The sequence below is a fragment of the Flavobacterium sp. KACC 22758 genome (assembly GCF_028736135.1).
GTDB classification, from domain to species: Bacteria; Bacteroidota; Bacteroidia; order Flavobacteriales; family Flavobacteriaceae; genus Flavobacterium; species Flavobacterium johnsoniae.
In genome coordinates this window covers 2331814-2355984 of record NZ_CP117878.1, presented here as the reverse complement: position 1 = coordinate 2355984, position 24171 = coordinate 2331814, and the positions used below count along the sequence as shown (strand labels likewise).

The following is a 24171-nucleotide window of genomic DNA, read 5'->3' as shown; positions in this document are numbered from 1 at the left end:
CGAAAATCAACAATTTCATTTAACAAATCAACAACAATCGATATTCGCCATCATTTTCAACTGGCGCCCTGTGAATACAAGGCAGTACTTGTTGTTTGGGATGATCTACAGCCAGACGCCACAGATGCATCAATCCTAAATTAATAGGTTCTGCATTGGTATTTACCTGATAATGCAAATCAAAATAATTCTCTTTTAAAAACTCTTCAAATTCTTCTTCAGGTCCATCATGAAGTTCTTTTAGCTTTGCCCTGATTTCTGGAATTAAAATTTTTTGTTCTGCCTGAGAATTAGAAATAATATCACTTGCCGCTCCGTGATAGGTGCATAAAAAAGTATCTGTTGTAATAGGTGAACGATCAACATGAAATGAATATACATCAGTAGAGATAAAATCAAATTCATCATCACGCTCATAACATTTCAATAAATTAAGAGAAGGCGAAGCTCCAAAATCAGTTAATAACTGCAAATCATTTAAGATTATTTCTCGAGCTGTACTGCCTTTTTCTGATAACTGGAGCGCAAGTAAATCTTTTGGAAAAACTTCTGTAATATTTTCTTTTAAACGCAGTTTGGTTACAATCTCATTAAAATCGCCATCCAAATTTCTGTACCAGCATAATGCATTTATTTCTCCCTTGAAATCTGCATGTACAAGTTCAGAGAAAGTAGAAACGATTCCTATTTGACTACTGGAAGAAAATGTATCACTCATAGTAATAGATTAGTTAATTTATGTGCAAAAATATAGAATCATAATCAGCTGACGCATTCTTAACAGCTTAATTTTTGGTGTATTCCTTATGCCGTCTTCATTCCATATTTCAATACAGCAAATTAGCAGCGATTCAGCATAAATTATTACTTTTAAACCAATTAACTAATAATCAAAGAACTAAAATGATGCAGACTGAAAATTTAGAAATCCCAAAAATCAATTTTGATGCAGATGGAGAATTAATAATTACCGCCTCTCCCACTTCGTCTAAAAATGATTTTGATTTTTTTGAAGGAAAATGGAAACTCCGTAATAAAAAACTCAATTCCAGATTGTCTAATTGTACAGAATGGACAGAATTTGAATCGACACAGGAAATGTACAAAGTTCTAAATGGAATTGGCAATATTGATAATTTTCTTGCCACTTTTGACGGACAGCCATTTGAAGGAATGACAGTAAGATTGTTTAATCCGAAAAGCAGATTATGGAGCATTTATTGGGCAGATTCTAATGAAGGAAAATTAGATCCTCCAGTATTAGGTTCTTTTGAAAATAATGTAGGGCATTTTGTTACGAAAGACACCTTTAATGGAAAAAATATTCTGGTAATTTTTCGCTGGGATGCAAGAGACAAAAATAATCCGGTATGGAGCCAGGCATTTTCTGCAGACAATGGAAAATCCTGGGAATGGAACTGGTATATGTATATGTCAAAGTTTGAACAGGAAGACTAAAACAAAAGAACTTAAAATATCATGTTTGTCAAATTGTAAAGCAGAAATTGAAATATTTATTCTACTTTTTTAATCATTTTGATATAAAAAAATTTATCGATAAAAGGAAAGCCGTGTCAAATTTTATAATGACACGGCTTCGCTTTTTATTATATTTCTTTTAAATTCACTTCCTTTTTTTCTCCGTCTTTATCAATCGTTACACGCTTTTCAATATTGGCTTTATCAGTATAAGATTGCCTTGCTGTTCCGTAATTTGTTGTAGAACCCTGATAGCCAAAATAATTATAATAATTAGTATAACCAGATACGTATGAATAATTATAAGAATTAGAAAAATCGAAGCTTACCATAACAACGTAAGTACCCGGCATAAGATCTGCAAACTCAAAATGTCCTTCATCGTCATAAACTTTAGCTTTTTTAATAGAGTATCCAAAATCGCTGTTTAAAGGAACTTCCGGCATTTTTTTCTGCTTACGAATTTTTTTGTTCACTTCCAGCCACTCTTCATAATAAGCAGAACTTGGAAAAAGTGTAATCTCTGTACCTCTTGGAGCATACTGTTTTTTGGCAGTATTAACTAAACCGCCCAATCTTTTACCTGAGTCTGATCGTGCATAGGCTGTACCAATAATTACACTATTACCATTGCTAATCTGACGTGCAGCATCTTCTTTATTAAATTTGTTTTTAATAGGCTGATAGTCTAACTCTTCGTTAACTGTAATTTCCCACATTCCGTTAGCCATAGACATTTCACGCTGCCACAGGCGACGGTCTTTTTTGTCAATGATATAATTGTAAAAAGCACCGGTGCTTTCTTCTAAAACGGATACAATCCATGTTTCATGTTTACCGGTTCTTGGAGAATTGTAAACATAACTTTTTACCTCTTTAATAGTATAATATTCAACAAGCACGTTTGACTCATCATTATAATAAAACTGTGGAAAACGAGCTTTATATCCTACATCTAGTGGTAATGTTCCTATTAAGTGATCAGTCCAGTTAAAATCAAAATATTCTACCTTAGGATTAAGTTTTAGTTTTTTATCTTTTTTGGTTTTCTTCGAATAGAAATTACCTGTAATAGTTTCACCAAAATTAAGATTTAGTTTTGCGTTCTTCGTTTCGTCAGTATAGCTGATGGCTTTAAGCGTTTGAGCATCTGCAGTACTTATACGTGTTGTAGGTTTTCCATTGTCTTTTGGAGTAAAAGTATTGTCTAAAGTCAATTGGTTATTAGCAGCAACAATATCATAAGTCAATGCGCCCATATTTTTCCATTCTGTACCTTTAACATAATATACGGTATAGAGTGACTTTTCTGGTTTAATATACTTGGTATTAATATCCTTATTGCCGGGAGCTATTTCTTTTTGGCTGAATGCAGTAAATGGCAGCACAATCAGTGTGAGCACAAGTGTATATAATTTCATGTTTAAAATACAGTAATTGGGAAACAAATTGGTTTTTATCATTTTGGAATACTTTGTCTTTATGAGTTGATTATGTCTTCATAAGGAAGATTAACAACTAATACATGAAAAAGCTTTAAAAACGATTTCATTACCAGAATAGCTGTCTGAAATGTTAACTTCCTTTAGAATTTATTTGGTTAGTCGCAAATTTACTGACGCAAAACACAAAAAACAATACCTGATATCATGGTACTTTGCTATCAAAAAACAGCTTTTTAGAATCGAAAAACTCATTAAATAGTAATCAATTAATACCTGAAAGTTATTCAGAAAAGATTATTTAATTGTATCTCTTTTTCTTGAATTTGAAGAAGAATGGCCTAAAGAATCTCTTTCTCTCGATCGTCGACGTTCTTCAGGCTTTAAATTTTTAAGTTCACTTTCTTCAGAAAAAGTTGTGTCTTCTTTAAATTTTCCAGTAGAAATTTCGAAATCGTCTGCTGTACCCGTAATTTTCATCGGAATATTGATAAGACCCATTGGCGGTAAACCTAACCTGAAACCAACATTAATTTTACCATCCATCGTAACCTGACCTTCCAGTTTTCCTCTAAAACCAGCCATTTTCATAGTTGTAGGCGTTATGGTCATTACATTATTTTTTATGACAGAATGTATTGCAATTTTATTAAATGAAGCCTTTTCTAAGTCGGCGGCATCCGCTTTTTTGGCTACATGATTTAAAAGCTTAAAGTTTTTAAATTTAATATCTTCAAGAGTCAGTGTTCCTTCACCGTCAATAGATTTAAAATCAATATTCATATTTTGGTCAATACTTCCGCCAAGCTGATAATCAACAGATACCAGACCATAAGCATCTTTAGCCATACTGACTAATTCAGCAAAAATTGGAATTTCTGCGTAAGCACGCTGAATATCAAAATTGCTGGCTTTAAAATTTGCATTGTATTTAGCTAAAAGGCGATGCTGGGCTTTATAATCACCAGTCATCTCTATTTTGGTTCCCGCCATATTAAAAGCGGCCTGATTGACCTGAACTTTTCGGTCATTAACCGTTAGGATTCCATTAAAATCATTAATCTTATAAGTATCAAATTGAAGATTATTGACTTTTGCCGTAATTTTCAAATCGGCAGTACTTGGAATTCTTATAACGTAATTTTTATTTTTAGCACCGTTATTAGTTTTGACAGCTGTATTTACAGACGCAGAATCTGTTTTCTGCAATGCTTCCTCCTCTGCTTTTTGGTCTGTATATTTAGCAATCATGTCAAAAAACTCATTTGCATTAATATGATTACTAGAAAGTTCAATATCGGCCTTAAGCTTTTCATTAGATTGGCGCAAATACTTTCGATTAAAAAGGTATCTCAAAACATTATGAATGTAACCGTTTAATACAATATCAGATTTACCGTATGTGGCATTAAAATCTTCAAATCGCATTTTATCTTTAAAAAACTTAAATGTTCCTTTAGAAATTTGAAACGTTTCCGGAAACATATCGCTCTTGATTACTACGTTTTTAGCTTCAAGCTTTCCGCCATTTTTGATATTATCGTAATTTTTGGCATCTAAATCTTTTTTAGAACCTTTCGCGATAAGATTGGTCTGAATTATTCCGGAAACAGTAACATCCTTAATTGGAAATATCTGAGTTAATTTACCAACATCTAAAGTTCCCTGAGTTTTGATATTATAAACTAAATCATAAAGATTATTAACTTCTCCCTGCACTTTAAAAGGTGATCCTGCCAGAACAAATTCAGCTGGCTGTAATTTTACATTTAAGTCTTCTCCTGTGCCTTTATTACTGGTTAAAGCAGCACTTACATTTATATTTTCAATAGGAATATTAGGAAACTTAAGCGATCTTAAATATCCGTTTTTAATATTTACTATTGTTTTTGATGATGGATATTTTTTCTGCTTACGATTTAAAATTCCGTGCATGCTTACTTTTAAATTTAAATCACCTTTTACTTCCAGACTGTCTAAAGGATAAAATTTATGTATCGCAGCTAAATCAATTTTTGATTCTAATTCTGTATCTACGGTAAATGGATACAATTTATGAAGTTCAAAACGTCCGCGGACAAAATTATCAAGGGCTTCTACATTCAAATTGGTTATTTTACCCGTAATATTTCGTAAAATACTGTCTTTAGCCGTTAAACTTAGATTTAGACTTACGTTTTTTACAGCATCTATTTTTTTGATATTTTTTAAATACCCATTTTTTAAGCTTACGTTTAGCTGAAATTTAGGAATACTTTTAATGATTGTGTCTATTTTATTTAAGCGCTGGCTGAAACCTAAATCGCGCAAAAATATTCCATCGGCTTTTAAATCAAGAGCAATATCACCGCGAATATCATTTTTGTTGAGATTTAAGGCTTCTTTAAATTTAGCGGCGTCTAGATCTGCTTTTATGGCAGTTTTAATTTTTAGCTTTTTAAAACCTTCTGAATGAAAACTGGCTGTTGTTTTCTTTTTATCCAGATTAAAAGACAGGTTGTCTAAATCAAATTTTAATTTATTAATGTCTAAATCTCTAACCTGCGCTTTCGCCGAAATATTAATATCTTTTAGCGGTTCTTTAATTTTTTTATACGCAATGGTACCGTTATTAATTTGCAAATCTGCCGAAACAACTGGTTTTTCTGATTGATCCTGCATGTATTTACCGCGTGCAAAAATCCTAAAATCAATATTACCGGTAATTGTCATTTGTTCACGCCATTGGTCGTAAGCCGGAGGCACAAGTGACAGCATTTCTTCTAATGTAGAATTTTTAGACTGCATGCGTAAATCAAAGTCATACCCGCCTTTTATAAAGGCAAAATGACCATTAAACGAGAACGGAAAATTTTTAATGCGAATAACATTTCTCTCAAACTTAAACTTAAGCGCCTTTGCATCTATATACGTGACAATTTCAGCATTTATTGGTTTGCTGCGTACATAATCAACTCCATTTAAGCTAAAATCGAATGTTTTTATTTTTACATTCGAATTAAGATCAAAAATATCTGCACTTAAATCTCCTGTTCCTTTATAGTTAAGATCCTGAACTTTAAATTTTAAAAACGCACTTTTATCATTGTAAGATATAGTGGTTTTGTTTACCACGACCTTTTTAATCTTAAATTCGGTTTGGGTGGTATCAGAAGATTTAGAGGGTTTTATAATATTAAAATTTGCATTTCCTTTAGGATCTATTTCCAGGTTTAAATCTGCATCATCTAAATAAACAGCATCCAAAATAATTTTACCTTTTAATAAACTGTAAAAATTAACTCCAACAGCTGCTGTTTCGGCCTTTACAATATTTGAAGAAGTAAATTGAACTTTTTTGTTCACTATGTTGACATTTTTGGCATATACAATTAATGCCGGAAAATGTTTAAAAACAGAAAGTCCAATTTCATCAAAACGCACTTCTGCATTCAGGTTTTCATTAGCGATACTTTCTATTTTATCTGTTATTTTATCTTTAAAAATATAGGGAACAATTGTCAGGACTAATATTAAAAGTAAAAATAGGGCTGCAAAAACAATTGCAGCTTTTTTTAAAAACTTCTTAATCATTATTTGTGGCGTATCTGTTAAAAATTTAAAAATAGAGATTTAATAATAAAGGATAAATATTGGCTATAATATTAACTCAAATATAACAATTCTCAATTACTACCAGCTGAATAAAGCTCGTTATGCAGTCTAAAAAAATCGTTTAAATGCAGGGATTGGATTTTTATGTACGTAAAAACGGACTTTATTACTCCTTATGTAAATTATTATTAATCAATTTTACATTATCAAATTAATCGCAAAAAAAACGTACAAAAATAACATAGCTGTCTGCGGTTAAATATCCATAATATAATTTTTGAAAATTAGAAAACGCTCTCTTTTTCAACACGATAATAACCACAATTTATTAACTATTAATTATTTACTAACCTTTAAAATTAAAACAATGAAAAGAATTTTCAAATTAGCAAGTATTCTGTTTATTACGGCTTTAGTGTTTAATTCCTGTGAAAAGGAACAAGATCCAGATGCGTCACAAGCTCTTAACAAAGAAATTGCTGAAGCTGTAAAGGATGAAGCTCCAATTGTAAACAACGTATCTGAAAACGCTTCTACGGCAAAAGGCAGTACGGGAGCCAGAACCATTACTTTGCAAACCAACACATTATCGTGTCCTGGCGGTTTGTGTACATCGTACGGTGTTTGGTCAACAGGCGTTTACACGGTTTGGTTTACAATGAAATTTAATAATGGATTTTATTGGAGCCGAGGCGGAAAATGCGGTTACGGTATATTAATTGGTGACCAGAATACGGGCGGCGATCCGGGATGGGATGGTAATGGCGGAAGTGCCAGATTTATGTGGTACTGCCCTAATGGATCAAACAGCGCGAAAGGAAGCGGAGCTTATCTACAGCCTTATGTTTATTACAAAGACCAGCCGGGACAATACGGTAACGATTTTGGAAAAAAATACTACATTCAGGAAGGAGTTACATACAATTGTCAGATATCTGTTAAGTTAAATACGGGATCAAATACAGACGGATATGTTAAGTATTATGTAAATGGTACTGAAATCTTAAATGAAAAAATCCGTTGGGTGACTAACGATGCTAAGCGAAATGTTAATGCTGTAAGTCTTCATACTTTTAGAGGCGGCAGTCAGGAATACTGGAAAGCTCCTGTAACAAGTTCTATTTACTATCCTAGCGCATCTTGGGACGCTTTGTAAATTATAATATATTTAATTCTAAATGCCCGTTTCTTAAAGGAACGGGCATTTTTATTATAAAATCATCTAATAAAAAAATGACAATTAATTAACGCAACTATGTTTCATTAATTCCAAATTAAAAACTAAATTGCTGAAAATTTAAATGAAGCAAAATGAACAGACGCAGATTTCTTAAAGGCTCAACTTTATTAAGCGGATTGGCGGTTATGAGCCCAACGGTTATCTTTTCAAATGATTTGGAATCCATTTCAAAGAAAAATAAAAAAGCCAAAAATATTATATTTCTAATCAGTGACGGAATGAGCACTGGAACTCTGCAAATGGCGAACTTATATTCGCAGAATATTTTAAATAAAAATGGAAACTGGATGAATCTTTATGCAGAAAATAAAGTTTCCAGAGCTTTAATGGATACAGCTTCTGCAAGCTCGGCAGTAACTGATTCTGCTGCGGCAAGTTCTTCTTTTGGAGGCGGATATCGTGTTCGAAATGGTGTTTTAAATGTTGGACCAAATGGCGAAAAATACCTTCCAATCTGGCAGAAATTCAAAAATGCCGGAAAAAAAGCCGGCTGTGTTACCACAGTAACTATTACACATGCAACTCCGGCGGGATTCTGCGTAAACTCTGACAGCAGAAATGCTGAAAATGAAATTGCCGAAATGTATGCTGGTTTAGGATTAGATGTACTGATGGGCGGCGGAGACGAATTTTTCAATCCCGATAAAAGATCTGATAAAAAAGATATTTATAAAATCTATCAGGAAAAAGGATATCAAATACTAAAAGATAAAACTGAACTGGGAAATTTAAAAAAAGGCGCAAAAACTCTTGGAGTATTTTCTACAGGCGCATTGCCCTATTCTATTGACAGAATCAATATTCCAGAATTACAGCATACACCAACGCTAGCCGAAATGAGCAAAGCTGCAATTGACCAAATGAAAGATCACAAAGACGGTTTTGTTTTACTTATAGAAGGCGGAAAAGTAGACTGGGCAGCACATGCAAATGATATTGCAGCACTAATACACGATCAGCTGGCATTTGATGAAGCTGTAAAAACAGCCGTCGATTTTGCTGAAAAAGATACAGAAACGCTTGTTATTATAACTACAGACCACGGTAATGCCAATCCGGGACTTATTTATGGCACAGATGCTACAAAAAAGTTTAACAGCATTGCCGATTATAAATACACTAATGAATACATTTTGAATGCTATTCACAGTAATTTTAATTTACAACAGATAAAAGACTGGATTTACCAAACCAACAAAATAAGTCTAAGCGATCAGGAAGCACAACATTTACTTGATTTTTATTCTGGTTTGGAAAAATGGAAGACGGATTGTACAACTACAAAAAACTACCTTTTAAAGCTTACTCAGAAATACAAAAAAAGCATAATAACATTGGATGGATCAGCATGGATCATTCTGGTGATTATGTAGAGTTAGCTGCTTTTGGTCCCGGAAGTGAACTTTTAAAACCTTTCGTAAAAAATACTGATATGCATTATTTAATGCTCGAAGCCGCAATGCAGGATAAATTATAAAAGATTAATTTCGAGATATAAAAACAAGCAGCCGGATAAATTTTACGGCTGTTTGTTTATTTTATGAAAAACACGAAAGATCTTTTTTTGTTTAATAACCTTATCCAAAATTGTATTTTAGCTTTTATTTCTAACTAAAATGACAATTTATAATGTCATTGAATCTATACTAAACAGCAGATAATGGAACTTAAATTCAGCCACATCGATATCTTGGTTAAAGACCTTCAAACCGCTTGTGATTATTACCAAAAAACTTTGAACGCCCAAATTTCAAAGACATTTACATGGATGAGATATGATCTGCATGTTGTGTATGCTGTTGTAAAAATGAATACGGAGCATTTTATGCTGGTACAGCCTTTTTCCGGAAATCTTAAAAACCTGCTGGATACAAAAGGAGAAGGCACGATTTATAGACACTGCTACTCTACTCCTGATATTGAAAAAGCTTTTGACGAATTAACTGCAAATGGTGTTCAGCCTGAAGATGAAAATGGAAATCTCATTTTAAGAGAAAATCTAAATTCTCCAAGCGGCATACGCATTATCTGGCTTCCAAAACGTTTTGGAGAATTTTCAATTGAAATACTGGAAGAACAAGGTTTAAAAGAATTTATGCACGAGGCTTTTCAGTAAAAAACAGTATTTTATTTTTACTTCATTTCTTTTATAATGCTTTCAGCAACTTTGGCATAATCATTATTATAGTGATGTGAGCCTGGTATTTGTATCGTTTTTATATCCGATTCTGCAAAACGCTTACGGGTTTCAGGATCTTCTTCGGTTCCAAAAAAACAAACAGGATTATAGGCTTTAATTTTTTTAATTTCAGAAATCACATCATAGTTATCTTTTGAACTTCCCAGACTCAGCATATCGGCAATATGAATTTCAAAATCGGCTTTTACATCTGGCGATAAGGAATACACCCCTTTTAATTTTTCTTTTAAAGGTTCAGGGAAATTAGCTGCTGCAAATGGAACAACAGAAGCTCCAAACGAATAACCGGCAAGTATAAACGTCTTTTTATTCCATTGCTGTAAATAATGTTCTACAGCTTTAGAAATTGCTGCAGAAGTTTCTAAAGGCGTTTTGGCATTCCAAAAATATTTCTGAGCGTCGAGTCCTATTACAGAAATCCCTTTTTCTGCCAAGGCTTCACCAACTGACTGGTCAAAACTTGTCCATCCGCCGTCGCCTGAAATTAAAAAAGCAATAGGCAGATTTTCATCTTTATTTTTTGCAGGAATTAAAATTAAAGGCATTTCAAACGGAAGCGGCGCCAGGTTCTGCTCTTTCAATACAGGATTTTGTTCTGCTTTTTGTCTAGTGTAATTAGGTGTATTTAGGATTTCTTTGTAAGCCTCAATAAACTGCGGCAGCCAGTTTTTGGTAACAGAAAAACCATGTCCTACTTTTGAAAGTCTAATTAATTTTCCTTCTTTCAGCCCGTCCATATATTTTTTAGTATCTGCATAATTGCAAACCTGATCTGTTGCGCCCTGCAAAACGATAAAAGGTGCAGTTAGTTTTTCTGTTTTATCAAGATAATACGCTTTTCCTTCTTTTAAAACATGAGAAGTCAATCCGGAACCATCGCATAAAGTTCGGTCAGTTTCTATGTCAGGACAAAATCCTAAACCCACCGCACCGCTGAACGTATTGGCTGGAGCTTGTGCCAGCATGCCGTACACAAGAGTTGCTCCGGAAGAATACCCAATTAAAACTGGTTTAAAATATTGTTTCAGCTTTAATTTCTTTTGCAAAATAAGACTCAATTCTTCAAAATCTCCTGCCGGATAATAGCATTTGGTTTTTTCTTTTTTAATAGCTTTAAAATAATGCTGAATATCAATACCTGCAACCAAAGCACCCTGATCGACTATGTTTTTAGCCATTTCGACAACGCCGCTGTTCCATCCTCCATCACCGGAAATAAACAAAACAACAGCATTTGGAGCAGTTTTAGGTTTATAAAGAGTTACTTTTCCAAATGCTCCCACACGAATAGTGTCTTGCACAGAAGCAAAAACAGCCGTGCTGCAAATAAAAATCGACAAGATTAATATTATCTTTTTATTCATCTTACTTGGTTTTAAGTATTGAACAATTAAATGCTGTTATTTAAAAAATTATGGTTTGACTACTTTGTTTAAAACCAAAGGAGCCTGCAGTAAATCATAATCATGCGAATACACCAAATATTTATTATACCATACGGGAGAGAATTTTTCTTTGTAATCTCTTAATCCTTTGTAATGCGAGAAATATTTAATTCGTTCATAAGCAAACTTCATTGATTTTTCGGGAAAAGTATTTGCTTCTTCAATGCCGCTCATAGCTGCTAATCCTAAATTTACAGCGGTACATTCCTGAGATTTTAAATACGTAAATAACTCTATCAAAATAAAATCGATGATTCCGTTTGGTGCGTCATCGGTTTTACGAATTAAGTCGTATGTTCCTTCGTTTTTGACATAATCCGGAATTACGTTTAGAAAAGCGACAATTTTTTCTTCGGGATTTTCAACCGTAATAATGGTCTGGTTTTTTAATTCTTCCCATTCAAATCTGCCTTGCGAAAAAACGAGCTCACTTCTTTCGGTACTTTTAAGCCATTCATCACTCACCGCTTTTATTTTTTGCAGCAGTCCGTCTTTTATTGGTGCAGTATAAACGGTGGTTTTAAACCCTTTTTCTTTCACTTTGTTTATGGCGTTACGCAGTGTTTTTTTGGCGCTTCCTTCTAAAGTAAATGCTGCTAAGTCAACAACACCCTCCTGCCCTATAAACAAACTTTTCTTTTGCAGAGAAGTAAACACATCCAGATTTTCTTCGGGAACACGATAATAAATACTTCTTAATCCGTTATTATAACAGTATTTATCAAATTCTATAATACATTCCTTCATTTCAGCAGCAGATTCTGCAACCGGATTTTCTAATACTACAGCAAAATTATCGGCTGTACGATAAGCTAAAAATGCTTTTCGGTTTTGAGTAATAAAAATAGTTTTGTCATCGTAGGTTTTAAAATAATCTAAAGCAGAAGCTCCGTATTGTTCTAAAATAGAATTTGCGGTCATGAAGTCATCTTCAACCGCTTCTTTTTTAATTGTATACGGACGAACTAAAGCATAAACCAAAAACCCTAAAGATAAAAACCCGCAGATGTTTATAGAAAGTAAAAAACGTGCGGCGAAACGATCTAAGGGAACTAAATCCGAGCTTCCCATTAAAAAGTAATTTTGCAGCCCGTATTTTATAGATTGAAGCCAGTCAAAATCAATATTAAAGTGTTTTCTATCCAGAAAATAAAATCCTAAAATACTGTAGATTAAAACAGCTGCAATACTTATCAAAACCGTTTTTAAACCTATGCTCTGTAAATGTGCATTGCTTTTTATGTAATATTCTTTTCTTGTTACGATTAAACTAACCAAAACCATAAGCGCAATTAAAGCCTCTTCATAATCGATTGCTTTCGTTATATTTCCCACAACAGAAATACTTGTCAGTAAAATAGCAGACCACCAGGCAGTTCGTAATCCTTTGAGCAGAAAAGCAGCATTAACAAGCATGAATAATCCGGCGGTTATTACAAAATAATTGGATACTTTGATGGCCGAAATTGGTATTATATTTTCTAAAACATGCAGACGTTCTGAGATTGCGGGTGTTAAAACCGAAATGATATTAATTAATCCTAAAGCAAAAAGAAGAAATGACGGTACTATACGCATTAACAGCTTATTGGCACTGAATATAAAAAGCGATGCCCCGGCAATAAGCGGAATCCAAAATTCAAAAAAACGATATAAAAAAGTAATGGCTATAGCATTAACGTTTGTAAAACCAAATTGTATTAAGATAAAACTCATCGATATTTCTATAGCGCCCAAGCCGCGGAGAAAAGGCGAAACAATCAGGAAAATAACAGAAATAATATAGCCCATTATCGCTGCGGTTAAAGACGGAGTAAATCCCAGCGCAATCATAGCTACATACAAATGCGCTATTCCCACAAACTCAATCAGCACCGAATAAAAAACAACCTGCAGAAATTTATTTTTTATAATTCTGTTGTTTCTTAAGTCCTCCATAAATACTTCTGCAGATGGAAAAAACTTAATGATAAATCTGTAGATGGATCCTTTCTTTAAAACAGAATCATAAATAAAATACAGAATAAGACTTAATCCTGCAACGGCCCCAAATGCGTACCATTCTCCTGATCCGGTGGTTCCTTCAAAAAGTGAATACAGCAAAGCGGGAATTGCCACTATTATTACAGACAGAATTCCAACGAAACCGTATATAATTGACGCAAAATGAATTTGAGTGGGTTTAACACCTTTCTTTTCGATGGGTTTGGTAAAAAAAGCTAAGGAAGAAATTCCTCCTGCCGGAAGAAAAACACTTATAAAATTTCGTTTCAGAAACAAAATCACAGCATCTTTAAAAGAAATTTTACTTTGTACAGCCTTAAACGATGCATAATACATGAATGCCTGAAGCAGTATATAAACAGCGGCAAGTATAACACCGCACAAAACCCAGAAACTGCCGGCATTTGCAATTACATTTTTTACTTCTTTTAATTCTGAATTTTCGTGTTTGATAAACCAAATTCCAATTCCGATAAAAAAAATAGTAAAAATAAACTGTCTGATAATTTTATCATTTTCGCGAAGAAAAGAAATGCCTTTTCTCTCTTTAAAAAAAACAAGAAACCGATTCGAAATGGCTTGTACCTTCATATAAATACTAATAAAATAAGCGAATGAAAATCAAATCTTAAGGTATATAAATGTACGATAATTATTGCATCGGTTTCTTCTTTTTACAAAATATCAAGAGCTTTTACAAAGAGCCTGCTTTTACAAAAGTCTGCCAGCCGCGCATGGTATCAATAAAGCGTTCACAGCTCTACAGAGATACAATAGGTTTTAACAGAGGCACATCCTGATTTAAAGTTAAAAAGCCAGACGATAGGTACGCTGGCTTTTTAAAACTGATAAAATTGAATGGGTCAATTATTTCTGATCTACAAAAACGTATAATTTCTGTACTTTTCCGTTTTCAATTACAAACAAATCCATACCGCTTACAACAGCCGGTTTTTCTTTTGAACCAAACTGCCAGTACAATCGAACAATGTTATGATTTGTCTCTACTGATTTGGCAGTAAACCTGAAATCCGGATTTTTAGTTTGAAGTTCTACAATAAACTTACTGATATCCTCAATTCCTTCTGCAATAAAATGACGGTCAACCATTTCAACATTAACAGTATACACTTTATTTAATAGAACTTTGCGTTTTGTTTCGTCTTTTTCATTCCAAATTTTAAGATGATTTTCTACTATTGCCGTGTTCTTTTTAGAATCGAAATCGTCTGGAGAAACTTTTTTCACTGACACATTTTTTGGCGACCATAATATAGTTTTAGGATGTGATTTTTCATATCCTTTTCCGTTTGGATACGAAACCAGTTCCATTTTAGACCCCCAAGGTGTTTCAAAATAAACCCAGGTTTCTCCTGCTGTATCACCAGAAGGCATTGTAAAAGGTTCTCCTATTATTTTTACGTCTTTGCTTTTTAAATACTGCACTGCGTCATTAATATCATTTACATAAAACGCAATGTGTGATGCTCCAATATCATCTGTATTAGGATGTGTTTTGCTTCCTTTGTTATCTGCATATTCAAACACTTCTATGCTTGCTCCGTTTCCTGCATTGATCATTTTTATGGTAACAGCACCAGTATTAGGATTAATTTTATTTAATTTTTTCCAGTCGGCATCAAGCGGAATTGGTCCTAATTGTGTTACGGGCGTAAAACCAAGTACATCGTTAAAAAATATAACGGCTTTATTGAGATCCGGCACATTAATGCCCACGTGATCGATTCCAACGATTCCTGCACTAGTTTGTGCGGCTGTTTTTTCTGAAGCTGAAAAAAGCAGTATTAAATTAAGTATTGCCGCTGCTGAAGTCTGTACTTTTTTATTTGATTTTTTATGAGTTGTTTTCATGATTATTTATATGTGTTGTAAATTATTAAATGTGTTTAAAAGGAAAATTAATTAGTGTAAGCAGCTACCCATTTTGCTTTAATAGCAGCACGGGATTCTATAAATTCTTTATCAGTTCCCTGAGCAATGGCATCAAGCGGAAAACGAAGCGGTCTCTCTCCTTTTTTCATACTTACCAATTCCAGAATACCATCGGCAATAGTCTGCGGATTCATATCGAACTGTGCCATTTTGCCAAATAATGCTGTGCCCAATGCGTTGAATTTTTCTGTTGCAGCTTCGCCGTATTGTTCTATAATTTCTGTTTTATCAGCATAAATACCCGCTTTCGATCCGTTATTCATTTCTGTTGGATAAACTCCCGGCTGGATGCTTACGTTTTCAATTCCGTAATCAGCAAGTTCGTCTTGCAATCCTTCTGTAAAACTTTCTACTACAAGTTTTGATGCGATATACGGAACCATAAAAGGAAGTGTGTGTCCGCTTGCTCCGGTTGTAATATTAATGACAAGTCCGTTTCTTTCTTTTCTCATAGAAGGAAGCACCGCCTGATACATACGAAGCACGCTGTAAACGTTTACATCGAACATTTTGCGAACCTGATCGATTGAGTAGCCTTCAAGCAGACCAAAACCGCTTACTGCTGCATTGTTTATCAATACATCAATTTTGCCGTATTTAGTGATTACTTTTTCAATGGCTTTGTTAACTGATGCATCATCAGTAACATCGATATCTACTACTTCAATGTTTTCTACTGCTCCCAGTTCTTTTGCGGCTGCGGCATTTTTATCGTTTGTGTTGCGCATTCCTGCAATTACTGAATGACCAGCGTTTGCTAATGTTAAAGCTGTTAATTTTCCAAAGCCTGTACTTGTTCCTGTAATGAAAATTGTTTTTGACATGATTTCTAATTTTTAAATGTTTATAATGTTTGTTTCTTTTGAACATTACAAAGTTGCGACGAATGCAAAACCTGTACATTGATTAGAAATAAGTAAAAACTTGATTTAGATCAAGAGTTTGAAGCAGGCATAAAAAAGGAGCTTTAAAAGCTCCTGATCATATTATTTTTTTGCGGTTTGTTTTCGAATACGACTTAGCGTTTCTGGTGTCATGCCCAGATATGAAGCAATCATGGTCTGCGGAATCCTCGAAGCAAATCCCGGGTATTTATTTATAAAATTTAAATACTTTTCTTCGGCTGTTAAAGTCAGTGAAGCCTGAATTCTGTTTTGAGCGGCTATAAAACTTCTTTGCAAAATAGCATTAACCATATTATTAAACGCGGGAATTTCTCTGCACAGCAGTTCAAAATTCTCATGAGTAAAAAGAACAAGCTCGGTATCTTCTATAGCATCTATATTAAAACGTGACGGCTGCTGCATCATTAAACTCTCCCTGTCGCCTGTCCACCAGTTCTCTATACTAAAACTGTTTACATGCTCGCTTCCTTTTTCATCTACGGTATAAGTTCTAACACAGCCCTGAGTAATAAAGGCGTCATATTTCCAGACATCTCCTTCCTGAAGCAGATATTGTCTTTTACGAAGTTTTTTAATAATAGCAAATGATTGTATACGTTCTGATTCTGCCTGTGTCAGTTCAGTTTTATCTTCAAGGTATTTTTGGAATATTTCATACATAGCATGTAAAATTATATAAAAGGGTCTTTATCGGCAAATTTGATTTTACGAGAAGAAGAGATATTGCAAGAAAGTTAATTCTAGGAATTTTCGGCACAATAAAAGCCTTTACTCATCGTTAAATATCTGTAGTGCTAATTTAAAAAAATGTGCTGTATTAAATTTACTGCAGCAAATGTTAAATATCAGTAAAATCAAGGTCTATGTAAACCTTTTTGATTATATTTGTGTATAACACTGCAGAAAAACCTACTCTGATATTTTTTTTAAAAGTTCTATTTAAAATAAATGTTCACTTAACGGTTGCCGAAGGTCAAAAACAGCTGTATTGAATAAAAGCTTCGTTCTGAGATGTTTAAAAATTGTATAATACCTAAATAGCCCCCAAGACTATGAAAAAAATTACTCTAATGATTTGTTTACTGCTGACAGCTGCCGGCGTAAACGCACAACAAGAAAAAGGAATTATTGGTTACAACAACTGGCTGGACAACTGGACAGAATTTAAACCTCACAAGTCCGAATCTAAAGATGCAAATCAAATTTTAGCTGGAAACATTACTGAAAACACAAAACTGATGAAAAGAAACGTATACATTCTTCAGGGAAATGTTTATGTAACAAACAATGCAGTTTTGACTATTGAGCCAGGTACAATGATTATTGGCGATGTAAGTACTAAAGGTGCTTTAATCATCACTAAAGGTGCGAAAATAATGGCAGAAGGACAAGAAACTGATCCAATTGTTTTTACCTCAAACAGCAGCATGAAAAAAGCTGGAGACTGGGGAGGTTTAGTAATTCTTGGTGATGCTCCAATTAACAAATTTGGCAGCGTTGGCTCTTACAACATGGATCTTGATCCTGCTCTTACTGTGTATGGTGGAAATAATACAGCATCAAACTCAGGAGTATTAAAGTTTGTAAGAATTGAATTTGCTGGTAAAAGAGTAAAAGGTGCCGATACTTTTAATGCATTGACTATTGCAGGTGTTGGTAATAAAACTGTTATAGAAAATATCATGGTAAGTTACTCAGGCGGTGATTCGTTTGCTTTTTACGGCGGAGATGTAAATGCTTCTCAGTTAGTTTCATACAAATCAATCAATGATGATTTTAAATTTACACAAGGTATACAATGTCGTTTGTTTAATTCGTTAGCAGTAAGATCTTCTTACTTATCTAGTAACAAAGACGGCTCTAGATGTTTAGAGGTTAAAGCTTACGAAAAGAAAAGCGAAACTGACTTTACGAAAAAATCTACATTTGTTTCTGCTACAAACATTACAATGCTTAATGACAGCGAAAAAATTAAAGCTGATATTCAGGCTGGTTTAGTAAAAGAAGCTGTTTATGTTGCTGAAAATGCTTCTTTAGAATTAAAAAGAAGTGTAGTTTCTGGATTTAATCCTGCGGTTTTAATTGACAGCAAAACTGAAATCAATGCTGATAACTTAAAGAAAATCAAATTTGAAGAAATGTTTTTTAACCAATGCAGCGGGAACATTTTTGCAGAAAACAAAAGCGACAATTCAGATTTAGAAAACTGGTATGGAAACAGTGTTTTCTTTAACGTTTATTCACAAACAGATAATAAAGAAACTTTTGTTGACGTATATAATGCTAAAAGACCAGATTTTAGACTTCAATTAGGAAAAATTACTGCTTCAAGCGGAAAATAATAAAGCTTTTAAAAAGCAATAAAAAAGGAACTGATATTTCAGTTCCTTTTTTTTATTTATTAATTTCCCTTCTATCTCCATCCTAATGCAGGAGCAATATGTTCTAAAATTGAAGACAAAATATGTACATTATAATCTACACCCAAAGTATTAGGAATTGTAAGCAGTAATGTATCGGCTTCCTTTATCGCTTCGTCCTGACTTAGTTCTTCGATTAGTTTGTCTGGTTCGGCTGCGTAGCTTTTTCCAAAAACAGCTCTTTTATCGCGTTCGATATAACCAAAACTGTCAGCTCCTTTGCCTTGTCCGCCAAAGTAATACCTGTCCTGTTCATTAACTATTGCAAAAATGGAACGGCTTACCGAAACTCTTGCTTCACGCTGATGTCCTGCTTTTTCCCAAGCTTCCTTATACAATCTGATTTGTTCTGCCTGCTGAACATGAAAGGGTTTACCATTTTCATCGTACTTAAGGGTAGAACTTTGAAGATGCATACCGTTTTCAGCCGCCCAGACAGCAGTTGCATTCGATGCGGCTCCCCACCAGATTCGTTCTCTTAATCCTTCAGAATGCGGTTCAACACGTAACAATCCCGGCGGATTTGGAAACATTGGATATGGATTAGGTTCTGCAAATCCTTCACCTTTTAGTCCTTCTAAAAAATCCAATGCTTTTTTTCGTCCCATATCGGCATCTGTTTCACCAGCCATTGGTTCGTAACCAAAATAATGCCATCCGTCAATGACCTGTTCCGGTGATCCTCTGCTTATTCCCAGTTGTAAACGTCCTCCAGATATCAAATCGGCTGCACCGGCGTCTTCTACCATATACAATGGATTTTCGTACCGCATATCGATTACTCCTGTTCCTATCTCAATTTTGCTTGTTTTGGCACCAATTGCAGAAAGCAAAGGAAAAGGCGATGCGAGCTGTTGCGCAAAATGATGCACACGAAAATAAGCTCCGTCTAAACCTATTTGTTCTGCAGCTACCGCCAAATCGATAGATTGAAGCAGTGTATCAGCAGCTGTACGAGATTGATATGATGGATTATTTGACCAATGCCCAAATGATAAAAATCCTAGCTTTTTCATAAATGCTTCCTTTTTTTACTATATCAAATATACGCATCAAAAATCAATTTTGTTACTAATTTTTACAGCAAACACGGAGTCTGTTTTATATTTGAATATTTTTTGGATCATAAAGCATTGCAGTGCATAAACAGTTTTTTCTGTTCTTACTTTTTAAAATAGGACAATTGACACAGGTTTTGCAATTATCCCAAAATTCTTCGTCACTGGGCAGTTCAGAATATGTTACAGGTTCAAATCCCAGTTCATGGTTCATTTTCATTACCGCAAGACCAGTTGTAAGGCTAAATATTTTAGCGTTAGGATATTTTTGAATACTAAGTTCAAAAATCTTTCTTTTAATTTTTTTCGCTAATCCGGTATGTCTGAAATCTGGCGCGACAATCAAACCAGAATTTGAAACATAACGGCCGTTTTCCCAAGAAGAAATAAAGGAAAAACCTGCCCATCTTCCGTCTGCAGTAAATGCAATAACAGCTTCTCCCTTTTTCATTTTTTCCATAAGAAGTTCCGGTGAACGCCCAGATATACCCGTTCCACGTGCTATAGCCGATAGTAATGTTACTTCACAAATTTCATTTATCCATAAAATGTGAGCAGGCCCGGCAGTTTCAATACTAAAATCAACTGGTTCTTTAGACACCGCATAAGGCAAAATTGCAGCGGTTTCTTTTTTACGCTTTATAGTTTTCATATCAGTTTAGAAAATTTCTATTTGTAATACTACTCTATCGAAATTCAAATGCTAAACTCTAAACTGTTAAACTATTTGTGAGATTAGCAAAAGAGCGATAAAGAAAACTATCGTAAATACCATTAAATTGATGATTCTGTTTTTATGCTGCAGAGATTTATTAGATAGATACACTTTTGTAATCTCTTTACTTCTGGTTTTATTCCCTTTCATAGTACAATTATTTTGCTTTTATTTTTAAAATAAAAAACAAATGATATGCCAAAACATTCTAGGGTAACAAAATACATTGATTATCAATATAATAAAAAAGACAAGCCATTTTCTATTTATAAAAGCCTATCAAAATGATAAAACAGCTGCTCAAAATGAAAAGATAATTGAAAACAAAAAAGTAATTTATTAATTTTCACAACATGAAAAATACCATTTTCCCCTTACTTATTATCGCTTTAATTTTTAGTTCATGCAATACAAAACAGAAACCAGATACTGATATTTCAATTTTATTTAAATATGAAAAATGTGTTGCTTTTGATTTTAAAAATAAAACAGTTAGAACATTTTACCGCGGACAAGAAAATCTGGACACTATTTTATTTACTAAAAACGACAGTATTAAACTGCTCAGTTCTATCTCTAAAAACAAAATAGATGAAATTAGAGGCGATTACAGTTATCCTGAATGTTATTGGCTTATGCCGAGTTCTGAAGATCAAATTGAATTTTTTAAAGAAGGCAAAATCTTAAACACTATTAGAATTAATTACAGACCGAATTGTTCTGATACTAAAGCACTGTCAAATAAGGAAATGAGAAATAGAGCTTTTGGAATTGATATCAGAAATTTAGTTTTAAACAAACCTTGTTTTAAAAGAGCGATGGATACTTTAAAAGTATATCGAATTAGAAAAAAAGGAATAATTTAATTTTCAAAAATGACGCGGAATGATGTATAAAAAAAGAGAGCTGTAAAAGCTCCCTTTGTATTTGATATTTTGTTTTAGCAGTTTCTGCTAAAAATTGCATTCTGATTTTTAATAATAAACTGAAAGCATGATTTTAGAATCTGAGCTGTCAATTATTTTTTCAAGTCTTTTAAAGAAAAGTTCACTTACCATTGGGCAGCCGTGGCTGTTTATTATATAGTATTCTTTTTCATCGTCTGGAACTTCTTTGTAGCAGTGCAGTACGATAGCTCTTTTTAAAGCATTGCTGTTAGTTTCATCCATACCGCTCAATCTGAATGCTTTTCCGAAAACACCTTTATAAGGTTTTTCTACGCAATAACGGCCTAATGATGTACAGTTAGAATTTGGGGTATTGCTAAATTGAAGAATATCACCTTTTATTCCGGTTTCTGATCCTGAACCATGTGCAACTAGTCCTTGATCGATAATTTGGTTATTTTGTAAGTCATATACAAAAAAACGATTTTTACCTGATTTGATTTTCATATCTACAAGAAAAGCGATTTTCTTATTGTAGCCATGATTTGAAGCAGTAAATGTTTTGATTTCATTTACATGCTCTGTAAGTCTTATCATTTCCAGTTCAGATAAAATTTCTTTATTGTCCGCAGTCTTGTAAGTGGTAAACGAACTTAAAGAAAAAAGCAGTGCCATAAAAAATATTCTCATATTAAGACAGTAAATTAAAGTTAAAAGCAGTTTTGGGACTTCTATCAAGTTTTTGACATTGCAAAATTATGCACAAATTTTACAGAATTCCCATGTTTGCAGTGTTAAATATATTATAAATATTTGAAAACTTGACGTTTACAGTAATTTTTAACACTTTTTATATCATATTTTGAAATTTTGAATTAAAAAATCTTATAAAATGTTCTTCAAAAAACATTTTTTCATCAAAATCTAATTACCTCATACACATAGTCATATCAAAAAAATCAATCTTCATTTGGCTTAAAACTGCCTTCTCCAGGATATTTAATACTGTCTTTAATTTCTTCAACACGCTTGGGATCAAATTTAGGCAGCTGCAATTCATTTTTTTCTTTCCATTTTTTAACCGTTTCTGCAACTGCTGCCGCTTTTTCATTTGAAGGTAAACTATCTTGAGCCATATAAAGTGTTTGAGACGGATAGGCTAAAGATGTTCCGCTTGCTTCTATAATATCCATCATTCGAAGCAAAATATCTTCTTGTACTTCTTGAGATATATCAAAATTTAATGCTTCTATATATGCCGTAATTTCAACTTTTAAAGCATCTGCAGTTATTCCTGTAAAACGAACTACAGGCGGAGAATTTAAAACTGCAGGATGAGCATATAGTAAAGATCTTAGTTCTACTAAAAGATAACGCATTTGGTCAGGAGTAGTTTCCATTCTAAAGGTAAATACCGGATTAAATATAAAACGGTCGCGATGGGCAAAGTTTTCTATTTTACTGGCCGATAATTGTCCGTTAGGAATCGTTACAATAGTTCTAGCAGAAGTACGAAGTGTGGTAGATCGCATTCCGATAGACTCAACTGTTCCTTTAATATCATCAACCCGGCAGTAATCGCCTACTCTTAAAGGCTGATCTGCAATAAGGCTGACGCTGCCAACAAAGTTTTCTATAGTTTTCTGCGCTCCCAAAGCCAGGGCGATACCTCCAATACCAAGTGCCGCAAGTCCTGCCGTAACATCTACACCAATAATTCCGAGAATTGCAATAATTCCAACAAAAACAATGGCAGCTTTAGTAGTACGGCTCAAAAACAAAATTGCCGATATGGCAGAAATCCGGCCCTTCCTGCTCATTCTGCTTCGCGCAAACATACTCACAAAATCGGTCATTCTCCAAAGCAGTATCAAAAAAGCTACGATTCCAATGGTGATTATAATAATACTAAAACGCTGGCGGACGACTATGGAAATTCCCATGCGCTGTGTAAAGGCAACAAACAAAATTACGGTAAGATACATGTGAACCGGCAGTGTCAATGCCTCTATAATTGCTGTTCCATTTTCTGTATCGGCTTTTTTCCATAGCTTTTGAATCACAAAACCTATTACGAAAATTAATATTCTGGCCAATAAATAAGATAAAATCGTCATGACAACTACTACTGCCCAATGACCAATAGGAACGTTTCCTAATTTTCGTTCCTTTAAATAATGAGGAAGTATACGATCTAAAAAAGTTTTTTCTCCTCTAATATCGGCTGAAAGTATGGATTCTACTGTTTCGGCAGAGAAAAGCCATAATGCGGGCTGGCTGTCATCTGATTGATTTTCTACATAGAGCTGTATGGTTTCTTTACCCGTAGAAATATTCCCTACAAGATCTACACCCGTTGCCAGATCATCGTCTGTCCGCCCGGTTTCTTTATTGCTTATAATGGACGAGGGCGAAAGGTTACCGCCCTGATCTAAAAGCTGTTGAAATGTTTTTACTATGCGTATTCTTTCGGTTGTTTTGCGGTAAGAGCGTTTACTTAGTACCAGATACTGGCTGGCACGCAGGTAATTCTGCTCGCCAATAGCTTTAATAAATCCATTAACAGTTCCCTGAGGTGTTCTTCTTCCCAAAGAATCTTCCGGAGCTTTTGCCGGTTCTTCTGTTGTAGTTTTTGCCGAACCCAATAATTGGGCTGTAACTGCATTAGAATTTATCAGTAATGCTGCTAATAAAAGCAAAGAGGACACTAAACGCTTCACACTTAAAATCATGCTTTTTATTTTAGAATACTAAAAATAAGAAATATAGGAGATAAAAGAAATCTTTCTACAGGAAAAAGAAGCAATACTTTTTTTATTCTAAACTTTA

General features: G+C 33.8%; 17 protein-coding genes and 1 pseudogene. 6 read left to right on the top strand and 12 right to left on the bottom strand.

The window, feature by feature from the left end; all coding sequences use genetic code 11:
- Positions 1–19 precede the first annotated feature (19 nt).
- A complete protein-coding gene (locus PQ462_RS10125; RefSeq protein ID WP_274253359.1) occupies positions 20–718 on the bottom strand; it encodes a DUF1826 domain-containing protein in 699 nt (232 codons plus the stop codon).
- A 77-nt stretch (positions 719–795) separates the two neighbouring features.
- On the opposite strand from PQ462_RS10125, the gene PQ462_RS10120 reads away from it, so the two are divergent.
- A complete protein-coding gene (locus PQ462_RS10120; protein ID WP_274253718.1) occupies positions 796–1458 on the top strand; it encodes a hypothetical protein in 663 nt (220 codons plus the stop codon).
- Positions 1459–1607: 149 nt separating this feature from the next.
- Here the strand turns inward: PQ462_RS10120 and PQ462_RS10115 are convergent, their stop codons facing one another.
- Both PQ462_RS10115 and PQ462_RS10110 read right to left on the bottom strand, forming a co-directional pair.
- Positions 1608–2900, bottom strand: a complete 1293-nt coding sequence (locus PQ462_RS10115; protein ID WP_274253358.1) for a DUF3108 domain-containing protein — start codon at positions 2898–2900, stop codon at positions 1608–1610.
- A 318-nt stretch (positions 2901–3218) separates the two neighbouring features.
- Entirely contained in the window at positions 3219–6494 is a 3276-nt protein-coding gene (locus PQ462_RS10110) for an AsmA family protein (protein ID WP_274253357.1), read from the bottom strand.
- Between the two features lie 388 nt (positions 6495–6882).
- On the opposite strand from PQ462_RS10110, the gene PQ462_RS10105 reads away from it, so the two are divergent.
- The 3 genes and pseudogenes from PQ462_RS10105 (at position 6883) to PQ462_RS10095 (ending at position 9871) form a co-directional block, all read left to right on the top strand.
- Entirely contained in the window at positions 6883–7671 is a 789-nt protein-coding gene (locus tag PQ462_RS10105; protein ID WP_274253356.1) for a polysaccharide lyase, read from the top strand.
- A 155-nt stretch (positions 7672–7826) separates the two neighbouring features.
- Positions 7827–9232, top strand: a pseudogene (locus tag PQ462_RS10100) (alkaline phosphatase).
- Positions 9233–9415: 183 nt separating this feature from the next.
- Complete coding sequence (locus PQ462_RS10095; RefSeq protein WP_274253355.1) at positions 9416–9871, top strand: VOC family protein; 456 nt, start codon at positions 9416–9418, stop codon at positions 9869–9871.
- 17 nt (positions 9872–9888) lie between these two features.
- Here PQ462_RS10095 and PQ462_RS10090 read toward each other — a convergent pair whose 3' ends face one another.
- From PQ462_RS10090 to PQ462_RS10070, 5 genes are all read right to left on the bottom strand, one after another.
- A complete protein-coding gene (locus PQ462_RS10090) occupies positions 9889–11319 on the bottom strand; it encodes an AcvB/VirJ family lysyl-phosphatidylglycerol hydrolase (protein WP_274253354.1) in 1431 nt (476 codons plus the stop codon).
- A 48-nt stretch (positions 11320–11367) separates the two neighbouring features.
- Positions 11368–13995 carry a bifunctional lysylphosphatidylglycerol flippase/synthetase MprF gene (gene mprF / locus PQ462_RS10085; RefSeq protein ID WP_274253353.1) on the bottom strand — a complete coding sequence of 876 codons (2628 nt, stop codon included), beginning with the start codon at positions 13993–13995 and terminating at the stop codon, positions 11368–11370.
- A 276-nt stretch (positions 13996–14271) separates the two neighbouring features.
- Positions 14272–15276, bottom strand: coding sequence for a VOC family protein (locus PQ462_RS10080; RefSeq protein ID WP_274253352.1), 1005 nt, complete (start codon positions 15274–15276; stop codon positions 14272–14274).
- A 47-nt stretch (positions 15277–15323) separates the two neighbouring features.
- Positions 15324–16181 carry an SDR family oxidoreductase gene (locus PQ462_RS10075; RefSeq protein ID WP_274253351.1) on the bottom strand — a complete coding sequence of 286 codons (858 nt, stop codon included), beginning with the start codon at positions 16179–16181 and terminating at the stop codon, positions 15324–15326.
- Between the two features lie 162 nt (positions 16182–16343).
- Positions 16344–16922 carry a Crp/Fnr family transcriptional regulator gene (locus tag PQ462_RS10070; RefSeq protein WP_121361410.1) on the bottom strand — a complete coding sequence of 193 codons (579 nt, stop codon included), beginning with the start codon at positions 16920–16922 and terminating at the stop codon, positions 16344–16346.
- A 392-nt stretch (positions 16923–17314) separates the two neighbouring features.
- On the opposite strand from PQ462_RS10070, the gene PQ462_RS10065 reads away from it, so the two are divergent.
- Positions 17315–18604: a hypothetical protein gene (locus PQ462_RS10065; RefSeq protein ID WP_274253350.1), complete on the top strand. Its 1290-nt coding sequence runs from the start codon at positions 17315–17317 to the stop codon at positions 18602–18604.
- Positions 18605–18675: 71 nt separating this feature from the next.
- Here PQ462_RS10065 and PQ462_RS10060 read toward each other — a convergent pair whose 3' ends face one another.
- Both PQ462_RS10060 and PQ462_RS10055 read right to left on the bottom strand, forming a co-directional pair.
- On the bottom strand, positions 18676–19698 hold the full coding sequence (locus PQ462_RS10060; protein WP_012025182.1) for an LLM class flavin-dependent oxidoreductase: 1023 nt from the start codon (positions 19696–19698) through the stop codon (positions 18676–18678).
- 85 nt (positions 19699–19783) lie between these two features.
- A complete protein-coding gene (locus tag PQ462_RS10055; RefSeq protein WP_274253349.1) occupies positions 19784–20392 on the bottom strand; it encodes a GNAT family N-acetyltransferase in 609 nt (202 codons plus the stop codon).
- A 416-nt stretch (positions 20393–20808) separates the two neighbouring features.
- Here PQ462_RS10055 and PQ462_RS10050 point away from each other — a divergent pair, with 416 nt between their 5' ends.
- The gene (locus PQ462_RS10050) at positions 20809–21321 is read left to right on the top strand and encodes a hypothetical protein (RefSeq protein ID WP_274253348.1); all 513 of its coding nucleotides are present in this window, start codon (positions 20809–20811) and stop codon (positions 21319–21321) included.
- A gap of 108 nt (positions 21322–21429) precedes the next feature.
- Here PQ462_RS10050 and PQ462_RS10045 read toward each other — a convergent pair whose 3' ends face one another.
- Together PQ462_RS10045 and PQ462_RS10040 are read right to left on the bottom strand one after the other, a co-directional pair.
- Positions 21430–22032: a murein L,D-transpeptidase catalytic domain-containing protein gene (locus tag PQ462_RS10045; protein ID WP_121361413.1), complete on the bottom strand. Its 603-nt coding sequence runs from the start codon at positions 22030–22032 to the stop codon at positions 21430–21432.
- A gap of 269 nt (positions 22033–22301) precedes the next feature.
- Positions 22302–24074, bottom strand: coding sequence for a mechanosensitive ion channel family protein (locus PQ462_RS10040; protein ID WP_274253347.1), 1773 nt, complete (start codon positions 24072–24074; stop codon positions 22302–22304).
- Positions 24075–24171 lie beyond the last annotated feature (97 nt).

Excerpts from the sequence above, each read along its gene's own strand:
- PQ462_RS10125 (WP_274253359.1), bottom strand. The coding sequence starts at position 718 with ATGAGTGATACATTTTCTTCCAGTAGTCAAATAGGAATCGTTTCTACT.
- PQ462_RS10115 (WP_274253358.1), bottom strand. The coding sequence starts at position 2,900 with ATGAAATTATATACACTTGTGCTCACACTGATTGTGCTGCCATTTACT.
- PQ462_RS10110 (WP_274253357.1), bottom strand. The coding sequence starts at position 6,494 with ATGATTAAGAAGTTTTTAAAAAAAGCTGCAATTGTTTTTGCAGCCCTA.
- PQ462_RS10105 (WP_274253356.1), top strand. The coding sequence starts at position 6,883 with ATGAAAAGAATTTTCAAATTAGCAAGTATTCTGTTTATTACGGCTTTA.
- PQ462_RS10095 (WP_274253355.1), top strand. The coding sequence starts at position 9,416 with ATGGAACTTAAATTCAGCCACATCGATATCTTGGTTAAAGACCTTCAA.
- PQ462_RS10090 (WP_274253354.1), bottom strand. The coding sequence starts at position 11,319 with ATGAATAAAAAGATAATATTAATCTTGTCGATTTTTATTTGCAGCACG.
- mprF (WP_274253353.1), bottom strand. The coding sequence starts at position 13,995 with ATGAAGGTACAAGCCATTTCGAATCGGTTTCTTGTTTTTTTTAAAGAG.
- PQ462_RS10080 (WP_274253352.1), bottom strand. The coding sequence starts at position 15,276 with ATGAAAACAACTCATAAAAAATCAAATAAAAAAGTACAGACTTCAGCA.
- PQ462_RS10075 (WP_274253351.1), bottom strand. The coding sequence starts at position 16,181 with ATGTCAAAAACAATTTTCATTACAGGAACAAGTACAGGCTTTGGAAAA.
- PQ462_RS10070 (WP_121361410.1), bottom strand. The coding sequence starts at position 16,922 with ATGTATGAAATATTCCAAAAATACCTTGAAGATAAAACTGAACTGACA.
- PQ462_RS10065 (WP_274253350.1), top strand. The coding sequence starts at position 17,315 with ATGAAAAAAATTACTCTAATGATTTGTTTACTGCTGACAGCTGCCGGC.
- PQ462_RS10060 (WP_012025182.1), bottom strand. The coding sequence starts at position 19,698 with ATGAAAAAGCTAGGATTTTTATCATTTGGGCATTGGTCAAATAATCCA.
- PQ462_RS10055 (WP_274253349.1), bottom strand. The coding sequence starts at position 20,392 with ATGAAAACTATAAAGCGTAAAAAAGAAACCGCTGCAATTTTGCCTTAT.
- PQ462_RS10050 (WP_274253348.1), top strand. The coding sequence starts at position 20,809 with ATGAAAAATACCATTTTCCCCTTACTTATTATCGCTTTAATTTTTAGT.
- PQ462_RS10045 (WP_121361413.1), bottom strand. The coding sequence starts at position 22,032 with ATGAGAATATTTTTTATGGCACTGCTTTTTTCTTTAAGTTCGTTTACC.
- PQ462_RS10040 (WP_274253347.1), bottom strand. The coding sequence starts at position 24,074 with ATGATTTTAAGTGTGAAGCGTTTAGTGTCCTCTTTGCTTTTATTAGCA.